This is a genomic window from Vibrio sp. QJM3NY_39 (assembly GCF_057785895.1).
The window spans coordinates 384,412-400,561 of record NZ_CM173506.1; the positions used below are offsets into that span (position 1 = coordinate 384,412).

Annotated in this window: 3 protein-coding genes; all 3 read right to left on the minus strand. The window is 45.1% G+C overall.

Features of this window, described 5'->3' with window-relative positions:
- Positions 1-55: 55 nt before the first annotated feature.
- The 3 genes from rtxA to rtxH are packed head-to-tail and all read right to left on the minus strand — an operon-like array spanning position 56 to position 15,861.
- On the minus strand, positions 56-15,007 hold the full coding sequence (gene rtxA, locus AC3CHU_RS17735) for an MARTX multifunctional-autoprocessing repeats-in-toxin holotoxin RtxA (protein ID WP_488526079.1): 14,952 nt from the start codon (positions 15,005-15,007) through the stop codon (positions 56-58).
- 21 nt (positions 15,008-15,028) lie between these two features.
- Positions 15,029-15,490, minus strand: a complete 462-nt coding sequence (rtxC, locus tag AC3CHU_RS17740) for an RTX toxin-activating lysine-acyltransferase RtxC (protein ID WP_145569791.1) — start codon at positions 15,488-15,490, stop codon at positions 15,029-15,031.
- A 26-nt stretch (positions 15,491-15,516) separates the two neighbouring features.
- A complete protein-coding gene (rtxH, locus tag AC3CHU_RS17745; protein ID WP_017087586.1) occupies positions 15,517-15,861 on the minus strand; it encodes a protein RtxH in 345 nt (114 codons plus the stop codon).
- Positions 15,862-16,150: the final 289 nt, after the last annotated feature.

The following is a 16,150-nucleotide window of genomic DNA, read 5'->3' on the forward strand; positions in this document are numbered from 1 at the left end:
AGCCGTCTTCAAAAGAAGACGGCTCATATTATTTACCTAAAGTAGAGATTATTTGCTATGAGATGGCACTGTTCCCTTTAGATACATCGGACCATGCTGTTGTAATCGCAACGCGAGATTTACTATCAAGGTTATCGATAAAGCCATTATCACCAGCCTGAGGCTCAAAAGCGCTCATAGCTTGAACCAATGCATCAACCGCATTATTGGACAACACAGTATGATCTTGGGATGTGCCTTGATCTCCCATCGCCACAACAACTTGCGCACGGTTACCATTGAAGTAATCATTGAAAGTGACAGAACCAATGTGTTCAAACTTGGCTTGACCAGTATCACTTTCAGGATCGCGCAGTATCGACAATTTAAGATCATAGCCACTGCGTTCTAACCACAATTTCTGCCAGTCAATCCCATTGAAAACAATGTTGTCTTCGCTGCGAATGTCTTCAACGAGGTTGTCAATGACGTCACCACTTACAACAAAGCTATCTACGCCAGTGCCGCCCTTGAAGGTATTTTGGAATCCACCAAGTACCATCACGTCACTTCCTTCGCCACCATTGAACTGGCTGAACTTAGAAAGCGCAGCAGCAATTAGGTGATCATCACCTTCGCCACCGTTGAGCACCGCGTTATAACCCATTAACTTAACAACATCATTACCGCCACTAGCATTGATACGGTTGTAATTGCCAAAGACATTGGCGAAGTCATTTCCAGCCCCTAACTCAACTTGGTTATTATTACCAATCGTAACTGAGTAGTCTTGGTCGCCGCCTGTATCAACACGGTTATAGTTACCAGATGTGACGACATAATCACGGCCAGTTCCAGTGTCAATTTCGCCGCCTTCACCAAAGACAAACGACTCATCATCACCCGCGCCCAAGAAGACGTGATTGATTCGTCCAGCAACGACGGCAGTATCATTGCCTTCGCCACCGAACATCATATTTTCACGTCCCATTAGCACGCCCATATCATTGCCTTCACCGCCGGTAAAGATATTAGATGTTCCTGTCGCATAGTAGACATCATCACCTCGACCACCCCAGAAGTTATTGTTATCTCCTAGATACGCGCCGAGATCTTTACCATCACCACCCCAATTGAAGTTGTAATTGCCTAAAGAAACGTTGATGTCTCCATCGCCTTGCAAGTGACCGCTATTACGAAGGAAATCAAATGTTTTCTCCTTCATATTCAGTAGATCAGCCGTCAGGTTTTCTTTTAAGTTTTCCACCAGAGATTTCATTTCTGTTTGCTTATTTTCACTGAAAATGGTCGCAAACAAATTAGGTAGATTTAGCGAATTAAAACCAAATGCACGATCTTCTTTAGCGGAGCTATCTGCCGTTATTGCATGGCCGTTATCCTGAGCTCCAGCGACATTAGTGCCATTGACAGAAACGGATGAATTATCTTCTTCCTCTTCCGGTGCTTTTTCCTTCAAGCCGTGTGTTTCTGCGAACGTCTTAATGCCGTCAGCACCCATATTGATGCCCGACTCTAGGCTGTCTAGCAACTTAGCTGGGTCAACGAAGGCTTGTAATTGATCGCCACTAAACTCACCAACAACTTCCAGCATTTCTTTTAGGATTGCGACACCATCTACTGATTCGCCAGTACGAGACACAATATGCCCTGCAGCTGTGTAATCCACACCGAAAATATCACCTAGCGTTGTATCTGCACCTACACCGGCTAGTTGACCTAGAAGCTTGTTTTTTAACTGACGAGGAAGATCCTCGGGGCTGTAAGTAAACGTTGTTTTAGCTTGCCCCGTTGTGGAAAATTGTTGAGTCATAAGACCAAACAACGAACCCAAATTGGTATCAAGAATCGACTGAATATTATCACCGAACATAAAGTTCCAGTTACCCGTCGTCACTTGAATATCAGCGCCTTGGCCACCAACAGCAAAGTTAAACGCTAGCTTCTCATTCGCTTGTCGGAACTTATCTGCACGGCTCATTTTGCTTGAGTCAGAGTTATCACTTCCGCCTAACCACTGGTTGTATTGCTTGTTTAACGTCGCTTCAGCGTCATTTTTCAAGCCGCGGCTACTGCGTTCATTTTGAGAATCCAAGTCAACCAAGCTTGTGTAATCAACACTGCTACTCTGATCTAAGCCAGACATATCTTTAACGAACTTTTTAGCCCCAGATAATGTCCACTGTTGCTCTTGAGCGGCTAACCAATCTTGACCCTCACCTGAACTCGCTATGCTTTTTAACACACCAGAGATTCGAGAGGCGCCGTCAAACGGATTAACCAGAGGAGGCGTAGGAATTGATTTATCCATCATCACAATAAGATCGTTGCTTTGCCCCAAATTGAAGCTCACATTACGATTACCGATGAACATCTGTGCGCCTTCTAGAGCTTGATAGCCGCCAATATCAAAGCTGTGTTTACTTTTCCCATCACCAACATGAACCATCACGTTGTTGTCACCAAAAGCTAGAGATTTAAAGCCACCTGTACCGACTTTAATGCCAACGTTCGAAGTACCCCAGTTAACCGCGGTAAACTCACCATCACCAACATTGACTTGAATATTGCCAGAGTAGCTGAGCTTATTACTGCTGTTATCAGATGAAGAGGATTCAGTCTCATTCTTACGTTTTTCTGGGGCATTAAACACATCACTGTTTTCAGCAATTGCGCCGCGAGCGGTATCATCAACGTCGCTAGTACCTACGCGAGAAAGATCGATGTCTCCTTCTGCGATACCATTTCTTATACGCTCATGTTTTTCGGTCACTTCGCCTTGTTCATCCCAGCTAAGTGTCACTTTGTTACTTTTCTCTTTTTGTACCCAATGACCATTTTCGTCATGGGTATGTTTACGACCATTCGAATCAACAGCAACTTCTGAGCTACGGACAGAAACATCGCTACGGATATCGTTGTCACCCATCGATTGAATAAGAAGTCTTCCGAAGCCATTTTGTTTGTCATCACTGATTAGCGAACAACCGACCACACTAATATGATCAGGTTTAGCCTTCACATTTTCAGCTTCACTAAACGCTTTATTAAACGCTGCTAGTTTCACGGCTAACTCATCTGCGCTGTAACCACTTAAATGAGTATTATTGTTTTCAGATTCATCTCGACCATGACCAACAAGTTGCCAACGTAATTGTCCAGCTAACTTATCTTTAGGTAGCTTAGATGGGTCACCGTAAATCACACGATAATTGCCGTCTGAATCAAGCTGTACAACCACAGTGCTATCTGGATGTTTGCCAGCTAGATTTTCAGCAGCTTTGGAAACCGCAGAATCATTCTCCATTTGGATAATGATTTGACCCTCAAAGCGCGTTTCACCACCGTCAGATTGAGGGGATACTACGAGGCGTTCCCAACTGTTAACGTCTTTGTTATGAATATCATCATTACGACGGCTTAGCCCATCACCTAAATCAAGCTCATCCGCCACTTTTTTCGGCGTCAAAATATCGGCGACATCGGCACTGTCGAAAGAAGACTTCACACCGTCATGTAGCGTGGAAGTATTCTTATTGATAGCTAAACCAATCTTATTCCCGTCAAATAGGCTATGTACACTTTCACCGACTCTAAAATCTTCCGTATATTTGGCAACAATATGCAGATTCTTATCGGTATTCTTGATCGCCTCTATACGTATATGGGAGCCCGGTTTGAATAAAACCTCTGCCTGATTCAATTGCGCAAGGCCGGCAACATTGGTACCTTTCGCGTCCAGAATCGTTAGCATCACTGTCCCTTTCCCACCACGGAAGTCTTTAGCCAGCTCTGCACTAGTCGATGTAGAACAGAAACCTTTCTCTCCGATCAGTTGCCCTGGTGCAATACGACTCTCCAATTCCGTTAAACTTACTCCTGGCATGAACGCACGGTAAACAGTTCCTTCAAACGTGTCTAGCTTGCTCATACCTTTAACAGCATCAACAGAGTTGTCTTTCACGAAGTATTGAAGTTTCTCGTTCTTCCTCAGTGATTCGTTTACATATTGGTAGCCTTCACTGGTATACCATTGGATACCTTTAATTTCGGCATCATTTAAATTACTGTTGGCAACAACCTCTTCACCAGCCTTCCTTCCATCAAGTAACTCTTGATTATAGCGATTCTTATTGAACGGTTCCTCTTGTCCAATTAGAGCATTCAGGCTTTCTTCACTGACGTATTTCGTACCATCATCAAGCTGCTTAACATCCACTTTTGGCGTCTTATCATCGGTCGCCATCAATATATTAGAAATAACTGTCGCCGCTAAATCAGGCCGTGTTTTAGCCAAATCAGCAATGTCGCTTCTTAATGCTCCAATTGATCCATTATTGTACAAGCGTTCTGATAGTTGCTCTTGGATGCGCTTCAAAGCAGAATTCCGTCCTGAAGTCTCATGTTTAGCAACGTAAGTATCAATAAGGTTATTCAAATTCAAGGCAACTTCAATCTGCTTTAACCCTGTAGATGTATGCAATAGTTCCACCTGTTCGAGGATCTTCTGGTAAGACTCTCCGATTGGTTTCGCAAACACTTGGGCATCTTTCTTCAGCTCATCCTTGGTCATGACTTGTGACAAGTCCACTGAAATCTTGGTCTTATTACCTAGAGCTTCTAGGTCACTCGTCACGTCACCCACAGGCTTTTTAATCAGCGTTGTGTCAAACACAGGTAAATCAAGAATTCCCTGCATTGTCGTCTTGTCACCCAATGTCGGCTTGTAAGTAGCCAACGTATCGCCATCCATCACTACCACGCGGTTGAAGATCGCCTCACCTGCGTCATTTTTACCCAGCTTGTAGCTTTGAGCCATGTTCAGGTCGGACTTACCGAAGAAACGCGTTAGGTAGGCACCAAATTTCTCTGCGGACGAGAACTCAACGATGCCCGCATTTGGGTCATAGAAACCGTAAACACGATCCTCTCCTGAGCCTTTTGCCCAAGCCGCCATCGCGTGACCCGGCGCATCAAGTTCCAACAACACAGGTTTACCGTTAGCCGATACATCGGTGATCTTTTCAACCACACCGTTTACGGTCAGCGCTTGCTTCCCTTCCAGCTTTTCCTGCCATACTTTCATAGAAGTATCATGCATTGGGTTCTTAGCATGAATCGCAGCCAAGCTGCTGAGCAACTTGCTTGCATTGGCTTTTTCACTGTCGGAGTAAAGCGTTGGATTGCTCAGCACCGCCGCCGCAGAATACATTTTCTCCAGCAGTTGTCTTGCAACGCCAGTTTGACCATCGCTTTCTAACTGTTTCGCAACCAGAACAAGTTTAGAGAGAGGATCACAGCGTCCACCAAAACCGTCGTTCGATAGGTTCAACAGCATTAACTGCGGTGCAAGTTGCTCGGTGGCTTTCGCATCCACCACTCCAGCAGAGGCAATCTCACGGAACAGTCGGTTATACTTCTCAGACTTGTTCTGGAACGTCACTTTCAGTGCACGACTTTCGATTTCCCAAGCAAGCGCACCTTTTTGCTCTGCACTCCAGCTACCTTTAACAAACAGATCGACCAGTTGCTTGATGCTCATATCTGAATGGAAGCCGTCAACGATGTCCTTAGCATGGTCGTTTTTGTAACCATTTAGGAAATCTTTGGTGGTACGAATATCTTTCGATTTTCCTGGTACGCTAGTATCCGGTTTCAGCGCATCGCCATAGCGTTTAAAGTCTTTCTCTAGCCCTTTAAGCACTTCGCCCGCTTCTACCGCCGCTTGCTCAGCATTGAACAGACCCGAGACAATTTGATCGGCGTATTGCCCCATCAAGCGGTTGCTCGCTTCGTGGCCATAGAAGGTTTGTTCACCCGTGACGTTGTAGCCAGCAATCGCGAGTTTGGCACGCAGCTTCTCGCCTTCACCGCCTAGACCTTCGTTGTCTGTCAGCAGCAGAACTGGCGTCTCTTTTGGCAAGCCTTTAAGGTTCTTCTCTACCGAGAATTGACCGTTAACGGCTTTCGCGATGGCCCCTACAATGCCCGCAGGATTCGCCACTTCATGAGCTGTAATGGCCTTGGTCATACTTGGCATAGGACGGTCAAGCAATAAGCCCGAAACCGCTTGGCCATTTTGTGCAGCATAACGCGCTAAATCTGCAGCAATTGGACCACCCATTGAGTAGCCGTGAATGATGATGTTGCTTGGGTCAATACCCTTGTCATTCACTAGATACTTGAACATGGTGCGAGCGTCTTGATACAAGCCTTTTTCGCTTGGTCCGCCATCGCTTTCACCATAGCCACGCAGATTGACTGCGAGCATGTCGATGCCTTGTTTCTGATAATGACTGCGAATCGCGCTCGCTTGCTCTTCTGAGGATGAACCAGATCCGTGTAGGAACAGCACTACTTTGCCGTTTCCTTTACTCTCTTCGCCTTCTGGTGCTTTCGCTCCCTTATGGAAGTATCCAGACAAACGACCGGCTTCACCTTTCAGAGTCACTTTTTGAGACTCGCCTTTTTCGACAGCAAGCCCTAGCAATGTTTGGGTGATATCACCGACCTTACGACGAGCATCTTTAGTTCCGAACAACTCATTGTTTAGGAAACGAGTTAACGGACTAACAGACTCTTTGTCGCGCGGTGGCGTACCATCATTTTCGATCGCTACGTTTTCTTTGTGCTTCTCATTGCCTGATAAGACATCACTAACTTCCGGTTTACTGATTGGCGTTGCATCAAACACAGGCAAATCAAGGATTCCCTGCATAGTCGTCTTATCACCAATTGTCGGCTTATAACTCGCTAACGTGTCGCCATCCATCACCACCACGCGGTTGAAGATCGCTTCACCTACATCGTTTTTACCCAGCTTGTAGCTTTGAGCCATGTTCAGATCGGACTTGCCGAAGAAACGCGTTAGGTAAGCACCAAATTTCTCTGCTGACGAGAACTCAACAATGCCAGCATTTGGATCATAGAAGCCGTAAACACGGTCGTCACCTGAGCCTTTTGCCCAAGCCGCCATCGCATGCCCCGGAGCATCAAGTTCCAACAACACAGGTTTACCGTTAGCCGATACATCGGTGATTTTTTCAACCACACCGTTTACAGTAAGCGCTTGCTTCCCTTCCAGCTTTTCCTGCCATACTTTAATCGACGTATCATGCATCGGATTCTTCGCATGGATAGCTGCCAAGCTGCTGAGCAACTTGCTTGCATTGGCTTTTTCACTGTCTGAGTAAAACGTTGGATTACTCAGCACCGCCGCCGCAGAGTACATCTTTTCCAGCAGTTGTCTTGCAACGCCGGCTTGACCATCGTTTTCTAGCTGCTTTGCGACCAGAACAAGTTTAGAAAGTGGATCACAGCGTCCACCAAAACCGTCGTTCGATAGGTTCATCAGCATTAACTGTGGTGCAAGTTGCTCGGTGGCTTTCGCATCCACCACTCCAGCAGAGGCAATCTCACGGAACAGTCGGTTGTACTTCTCAGACTTGTTCTGGAACGTCACTTTCAGTGCACGACTTTCGATTTCCCAAGCAAGCGCACCTTTTTGCTCTGCACTCCAGCTACCCTTAACAAACAGATCGACCAGTTGCTTGATGCTCATGTCTGAGTGGAAGCCGTCAACGCTATCCTTCGCATGGTCGTTTTTGTAACCATTTAGGAAATCTTTGGTAGTACGAATGTCTTTAGATTTTCCTGGCACGCTAGTATCCGGTTTCAGCGCGTCGCCATAACGTTTAAAGTCTTCCTGTAGTCCTTTAAGCACTTCGCCCGTATCAACCTTCGCTTGTGTTGACGTGCTCGTCTCATTGCTTTCGATATAAGGCGCGGTGATTTTTGCCCATTTATCAGCATGCTGCGTCATTAACCATTCGGCTTTGTGATTCGCAGAAGCACTGGATTTAGGCTTTTTAACTGGGGGTTGGCCTTTGCTTGCCCGATACTCCTGATACCAAGTATCGAAATCATCACTACCACTAACCAAAGCGTTCACTTCAGCAATAATGACTTTACGGCTTGCAAAATCAAAATGATCGAGTGCCTTCACATCAACTTTTGCCGTGGATTCTGTTTTAGGCACAAATTCACTTAACACGTTCGGCACACTGCGGAACTCAAACAAGATAGCGGGCTCTGGCTGCTGCACATTTCCTGTCGTGGCGTTGTTGATGCCATGTCCTGCCACTTCGCCGCCATACTGGAAGTATTCAAATACACTCTTAGCAAGGCTTTCTGAATATGAACCTTTCAGCTTGCCAATGATTTGTTGTCTCACGTATCGTGAATCATCTGCACTAAGAAGTTCCAGTATTTTGACAGGCTTAGTTCTTGGCAAAATCTCCCAAGCATTTTTTACTTTCGGATCGGTTAACCCTTGAGCGTTTGGAGAGAAACCCTCCGATGCAGGATCCCAATCATTGATGTAGATACCGTACTCTTTGGCCAGATCTGCAGTTTTTGAATAGACCGATGTGAGATAGGCATAAACGTTTTGCGCAGCCGTCGGATCATCTAACTTGTGCTCATTAGAGTTAACTAAAAACTCATCTCTAAGTCCCGACTGGTACCAAGGTGCCGATTCTAGAAGTCTGACTTCCAATGACGAGCTTGAACCAAATTCTTTCGCACTAATGCCCATAGTGGCTTGTTGTCCACTAGGGGTCATCCCTATTGTCTGCCCTTGAGCTTCAATTGCAGTGCCGTTACCAGCCGCGATGAGGTGCTTCGAATTCGAGATAACCAGCGTAAAGTGTCCATCATCACTCACCAATTGAGGTAAGCTTTGGTGGTTTGACTGGTTGATATGGCCTGTAAACTCTTTCGCTAACCAAAGCATTGCTTCTTTACGACTTTCAATCGCCGTCGTATCACTGGTTTCACTAGGATACGTAACCAATTCAATTGTGTGCGTCTGCCAATTGTTCACCCCATTGATATCCGCAATACGAGCTGGGTTGCTATAACCGCCTTGATTCATATCTTTGGTTAACATGAACAATGGGTTACCCTGTGAATCATGCACATACCCAAACGTCTGTGCTGAATTCTTAGGTAAAACAACAACTAGACCAGATAGTTCGTTTTCTATACCAATTGATGTCGAGGCAAAATGACTTTGAAACCCAGGAACACTTTTTGAACTATGTTGACCCGTTGCTTGATTTCCTTGTCCACCACTTAACCCTTCTAAGTTCACCCCTGAAATACGAATATCTTTTCGGTTTACATCCTGTGACGCTCGATCTGCAACAATGATGCTATCGGCATTGCTCTCAGTGAACAGAGAAGTGATTGAGCTTCCGGTGTTTTTAGAACGAATACCCGCATTGATTTGTAGTCGATTTACGGCTTGAACCGCACCGTCTAGCGCTTCTTGCTCTTGATCGGTTAATCCTTCGCTAAATCGACCGTCCGCATCCTGCGGATTTATCGTATCGACATCGCTACTGGTTGTCTCTTCACTTTGAATAGAGTGACTTTCATTGGATAAACCACTGCCAGAGGCACCTTGACGATCAGGGCGGTCATTTTCGTTTTGCTTAGAACCTTTCGCGTCCGCTTGTGCTTGATTCGCTTTATTTTCAGCATTTCTCGCATCACTATTACCACGTTCTTCAGCGTCTCTAGCGGCATCACTTGCATTCGATTCAGCTTGTTTAGCTTCATTGGTTTTTGTGGTAGCGCCTGCTTTACGCGCATCAGCATCGGCTTTAGCGTCCGTAATATCTTGCTCTGCACTAGCGCGATTCTCTTCGCCTTTCGCAACACCTGCTTCTGATTTAGCCACCGAATCGTTGACGTTCTTTTGGTTGTCTTCATGAGCTTGTTTCGCATCCGCGATCTGCTCACCAGACACATCTTTGGCATTGTCTAATTGGGTTTGAACATCCTCTAGAAGACCACCAGCAAAACGATCGCGCCAATGATCACCAGACACTCCCGTGTATTCAGCTTTGTTGTCAAGGACATCAAGGCCTTGAGCCATTGCCGTTAGATCTTTAGTTACCGCTTCAGACTCTTCGTTCACAGCGTCGCGCTGCGCTTGACCATTACTCTCTAATGCTTCTTGATCGGTTGATTCTAATTGAGCCTGAGAACCTGATACAGCTTCAAGTTGTTTCTGCTTTTCTTGCTCTAAACGCTGGCGATCGGCTTCCGCTCGTTCTTTGTCAGACATTGCATTTTTTGCAGCTTGATTTTGTTCCGCATTATCGGCAACAGCATTAGCTTGGTGTGACGTTTCAGATTTCGCCACCACATTATCTAAAACATAACCCAACCCATCATTATGGCCTGTGCCTTTGAATTCTATTCGGTTGCTGCCAGAATTTGCAGTCAACTTAAGTGTTTTTTGTTGCCAAGCTGCTTCATCGCCAGAGGTTGAGAATACAACATCACCGTTCCAGAGAACCTCTATGCCTTCGTTACTTGAAATGCCTGCACGCTTCGCAAAATCAAAGCTAACCGCAATGACTTCACCTTCCGCTAAATCCGTTAAATCTTGAGAAAGACTTGTATTAGTATAAGTATCTAGCTCTGTTACACGTGAGCCATGGCCTTCGCCACTTACGCCATAAGCGCTACTTGAATATGATGCTTCTACGCCATGAGTAGATTCCCAACCGTCGCCACCTTGTTCAAAATCGCCGTTAACGATCAGGTTAGGTGCTTGCGCTTGATCTGAAGACTCTTCGATGTTGAGTTCATTTTCCATGTTGCTGAGATCAGGTGTTTCAACGTTGGTCACGCTTCCACTTAACCCGTCCCCTAGTTCGGAACCTACTTCTTCGATTTCATCCAGAGCGAAACCATCAAGTTTCGTGATTTCAGGCGTTGAAATAGCACCTCGCCCTTTCTGAATGCCTGATGACGAAGCTTCATCACCTTGAACTAGGTAATTAATCGCTTGGCTGCCACCCACTCCAAGAAGAGTTTGTTTAATATTATCAAACAGTGCTGAAAGCTTATTGCTGCTAGTGTTACTTGACGCGACAGCTAGGCTATAGAAATCACCGTTACCCACTTTGATAGCAACGTTATTTCTGGCATAAGAAGCGTTAATCCCTAGGCCATCACCTACGTGAATATTCACGTTTGCTTTGCCTTTCATCACCGCAACATTGAGACCGTCACCCACTTTGGTGTTGACGTTATATTTGCCCCATGCAACGTTAACCGAAATACCGTCACCAATTTTGGTGTTGATATTCGCATCACCATAGGCCGCCGTTACACTCAGACCATTACCCACTGTTGTCGTAATGTTAGCTTTACCTTTCGCCGCCGTGACCTGCATACCATCACCGACTTTAGTGACAATATTGCCCTTGCTCCAAAGTGCGTTGAAGCTATCTCCGTCACCCACTTGAGTAACGACGTTCGCTTCACCTTTCGCTAAAACAACATTACGGCCATTACCCACTTTCGTAATGATATTCGCTTTGCCCCAAGCTCCAGTGTAATCATCGCCATTACCGACGTGAGTAATGACATTCGCCTTACCTTGAACCACAGAAACTTCTTGGCCATCACCGACTTTGGTGATGATGTTCGCTTCACCTTTGGCGAAGTTGTATCGATCACCGTCACCAACGTGAGTGAAGATATTTGCTTGTCCCCAGGCCACGTTAACGCCTAATCCATCGCCCACTTTTGTGATGATGTTAGCTTTACCTTTCGCCAAACCAATAGTCGTACCATCACCCACATGGGTCATGACATTACCCACTTTTGATATCAGTAAACCAACGGTGGTTCCTTCACCAACTTTGGTTAAGATATTACCTTTACCCGCCAACACAGCTGCGGTTGTTGCATCACCAACATGGGTCACTACGTTTGCTTTCGCAGCTGCGACAACACCCATGAAGTCATCACCGACTTTCGTTATGATATTCGCTTCACCAAGGGCTAGTACGCCAGTAAGACCATCTCCTACGTGAGTCATAATGTTTGCTTTACCAAACATCGCGGCTAAGGTTGTTCCATTACCCACTTTCGTCATCACGTTTAGTTCGCCAGCAAATAAGCCTAAGCTTGTGCCATCACCAACGTGAGTATAGATATTCGCTTTACCGATCATTAATGCAGCAGTTAGGTCATTACCCACTTTCGTCATGATATTAGCTTGGCCAAGCATTGCAGCAAACGTGCTGCCATTCCCCACCTGAGTGAATATATTTGCGTTACCTACCATCGCGGCTATAGAGGTGCCATTACCCACTTTGGTCGCGATATTACCTTTCGCTACCATTAATGCGACTGTTGTACCGTCACCAATATGCGTAAAGACATTCGCTTCCGCGACCATAAGCGCTAATGCATCACCATGACCAACCTTGGTAAATACATTGCCTAGGCCACCCATTAGCGCCCACGCGTTGCCTTCACCAACGTGAGTGAAGATATTGCCTACGCCGATCATAGCGGCTATTGAAGTGCCGTCGCCTACTTTGGTGAAGATATTACCCGCAGCACCCATTACGCCAATTGTTTGGCCATCGCCGACATGAGTCAGTACGTTACCAATACCCAACATAATGCCAGTGGTATTACCATCGCCCACCTTGGTTAGAATGTTCGCCCCACCAACCATGACGCCAGTTGTCGAGCCATCACCAACATGTGTAAGTACGTTAGCGCCTCCTCCCATAACGGCAAGCGCATTGCCATTGCCTTTTTTGGTTAGGATGTTTGCACCACCAAGTGCGACTGCGGTCGTATTTGAGGCCGTATCATCACCGCTAATATGAGTAATGATATTGGCACCACCAAGCATACCTGCCGTGAGGTCACCGTCACCCACTTTAGTCATGACATTCGCGCCACCGACAAGTACAGATGCAATGTCACCCTTACCAACCTGTGTCATGACATTAAAGCCACCAACCGCTAACCACAGCCCGTTGCCAGACCCTATTTGGGTATGCGTGTTGTAGCCGCCTAGCATAGTCAAACGACTATTACCGTTACCTTTTTGAACTGAAACATTGCCATAAGCAAGCAAGTGAGCTAAATATTCGCCATCACCAATACGAACCAACACATTAACCGCACCGCCTGCGTAGACATCCATTTTGCCTTGCTTGCTCTGATGGACTAATACGTTAGCCAAGCCAGCACCACGGAAAGTAAGATCGCCTTCATCGCCACTTTTAACAATAACGTTAGCCGCGCCGCCGCCAATAAATTCGGTATCACCAAACTTAGAGCTATGAAGAATAACGTTAGCAATCCCTCCGCCATTAAAATGAACATCGCCGCGGGTAACGTTGGACTTGATAACGTTACCGCCACCTATGCCATTAAAACGAACATCCCCAGAGCTTTCACCGGTATCGGTAGAAGGTTTGATCAATGCTTGTTCATTGTACTCCTCAATATCTGCGACCGTTTCGCTGGCACTTCTTACCGCATTTACACTGTACTGAAGATCACTCAGCGAATATCCGCCTCGGCCCATTGAGTGATAGCCATTTGCTGTCGAAATATCCTCATTGGCCAAATTTCCGGTGTAATTACCTTCTTTGTACCAAGAGCGGGCCTGGTACTTTAACTCGCCAGTTTCTGAATCATTCGCTAATTCAACAACCACAATTTTTGTATAAGGGCCAAGCACTTTCGCATACACATACGTGTTTGATTTACGATTTGACTTAACACCTTTAACATCAACTGTTGTGCCATTTGTAGAAATAGCATGGCCACCCATTTTTGCATCGGCCAAAACAACATCTTCAGCATCGATTAAGGCACCGTTTGCGTATGTAACCCATTCATATTCAGTCAGGTCTTTCTCAACAGCATGAATCGTAACCACTTGTTGATGTTCGAGTTCGATATTAGAGAGGGTGTAGCCGCCATTGATTGGATTTGACTCAAACCCACCTGAACCAGAAACATCGGAGCGAGCAAGGCTAGCTAAATGATTTCCACGTTTATACCAAGCTTCTGAGTAGTACTTAAGATTTCCAGTTTCCGAGTCATTATAGAGACGAATTTTGTTAATTTTGGTGTAAGCACCATCAGCGATAGCAAACAAGTAAGTATTTGCCTCTCGTTCTGATTTTATTGCCTTAACAGAATGAAACTTATTCCCGTTACCAATCGATAACCCATGCATTTGTGCAGCAGTCAGAACGATCTCACCGGCATTGGCATTGGCTAACCCTTCGCCTTTGAAATCGCTACCTGACCCTTTACGGGTAATCTTGTTGTAAGCCCCGCCGCCAGAGAAATGAATATCACCGTGTGCCACATCAGAGTAAATACTGTTGTATCCACCCACACCTTCAAAGCGAATGTTGCCACGTGTTTCCACATAGACATCATCCGATTGTCGTGTTCGTTCAATGCGGTTTGATGCGCCCGCTCCCTGTAAAGTGATATCACCAACTTTACCTTTGCGAACGAGATGGTTATCGGCACCCGCCCCACGGAAAGTGATATTACCCGTTTCCACTCGCGAGCTAATACTGTTAGCAGCACCAACACCATCAAATGTCACATTACCGCGAGAGCCCTGGTATTGATTGAACCAAGTTCGATCAAGTTTGTTACCGGCTCCTGCACCAGTAAAAGATAAGTTTCCTTGGTTTGTTTCATGCCAAAGGCTGTTATAGCCACCAGCACCACCAAATGTCACATTACCACTTAGGCCTTTACGGGTTATCCCATTATATGCAGCAACACCACCATAATTTACGTCACCGCGATTACCTAGATGATCAATAGAAACTCCGCCAGCAGCGCCAGCGAATGAAACGCTTCCATCGCCACTTTTGTTAATATCCGCATACCCGGCAGCACCTTTTACATTTAGGTTGCCAACAGAGTCTTCTACTCTTAGATATGCCGCACCACCTACTACCGTATCATTTCCGCTACCCGTATAAACCGTCGCCCCGATTGAACCGACAGTGACGTGATCATCACCTCCACGAGCATGTATTTCGCCGCCAAAACCGATAGCAACAATGTTGTTGTTACCTTCATCGGCGGAATAGTTCCCTGTAAAGAAGTATTCAACACTTCTCCAAAATGGTTTTCCCATAAAAAAAACTCTAAATTTGGGTTAAATAGAAAACCACTGTACTTTTCTGATACAGCGATCATTTTGAACATCGACCTTGCCGCGGACAGTGCAAACTTTCTGCCCCTTCCACGGAAGGAATACACGGCGTCGAAGGTCATTTACGACCTCTCGACCATGCCCGAATGGCGCTATCATCTCTGGAATATAAATATGCTGACCGGACCGCCAGTCAGATAAAGAGATTTCTCGATCCCCTGATAGCAGTGCATCTCGACTCTGCTCAGACAAAAACGCCCAATTACAATATGCAATTGGGCGACCTTGTTCATCTTCGTAATAGCAAAACTGGTTTAGCTCAAACGCCGGCATAATGCGCTGCTGCCATTCAGCAACAACGTATCTGCTGTGGAGAGGAGAATGCTGACTTAACAACATCACCCCACCAATTAAATTTTTAATTTGAGCTAAGGTAAGATTTGCTGATTGATGTGTAATAGACATAGGCTCTATATCACCGAATACAGCTATTATTTAGCTTTAGAAGCTCTCTTCTTTGGCGCAGGTTTTTCTTCTGTCTGCACTTCTTCAGTCTGATCAACATTAGGCTCGTCTGAAGGTAAAAAACCTGCTGCAACTAGCTTGTCAAATTCTGCCGACATACGAGGATCTTCGAGCATATTTTTAACCATTGAGACCATATACATAAAACCAGAAGCTGGCATATGAACGACTTGTTTAAGTTCGAGGTCACCATCATTTTCAGCCATTACACCACTAGCCATATTGTTTTGATCTTGACCTACGAAATAAAGAGAGAAAACACCTTTATTGTAATTAACACTAGATACTGTTTGAACAAATTTTTCTGTCATAAATTAAACCCGATTAATTATATACAACGGCTTGATTAGCCTTGGAAACAACTATTATTAAAATAGAAAAACACCAAATAAGAATTAATGGTGTTTTATAAATTAATTTTACACCTCAAAAAAATTTGAATCAACTTACTTTTATTTTTGTTTTAGAGTATATATTCTATTAATTGAAACACTAAAAAATCTCATTATCATAATAAAAAAATAAACAATGTATTTTCCAAGAAAAATATTGCATGTTTTATTTTAATTATTAGTAAATATAAATTTGAAGAGTTCCTAA

Excerpts from the sequence above, each read along its gene's own strand:
- rtxA (WP_488526079.1), bottom strand. The coding sequence starts at position 15,007 with ATGGGAAAACCATTTTGGAGAAGTGTTGAATACTTCTTTACAGGGAAC.
- rtxC (WP_145569791.1), bottom strand. The coding sequence starts at position 15,490 with ATGTCTATTACACATCAATCAGCAAATCTTACCTTAGCTCAAATTAAA.
- rtxH (WP_017087586.1), bottom strand. The coding sequence starts at position 15,861 with ATGACAGAAAAATTTGTTCAAACAGTATCTAGTGTTAATTACAATAAA.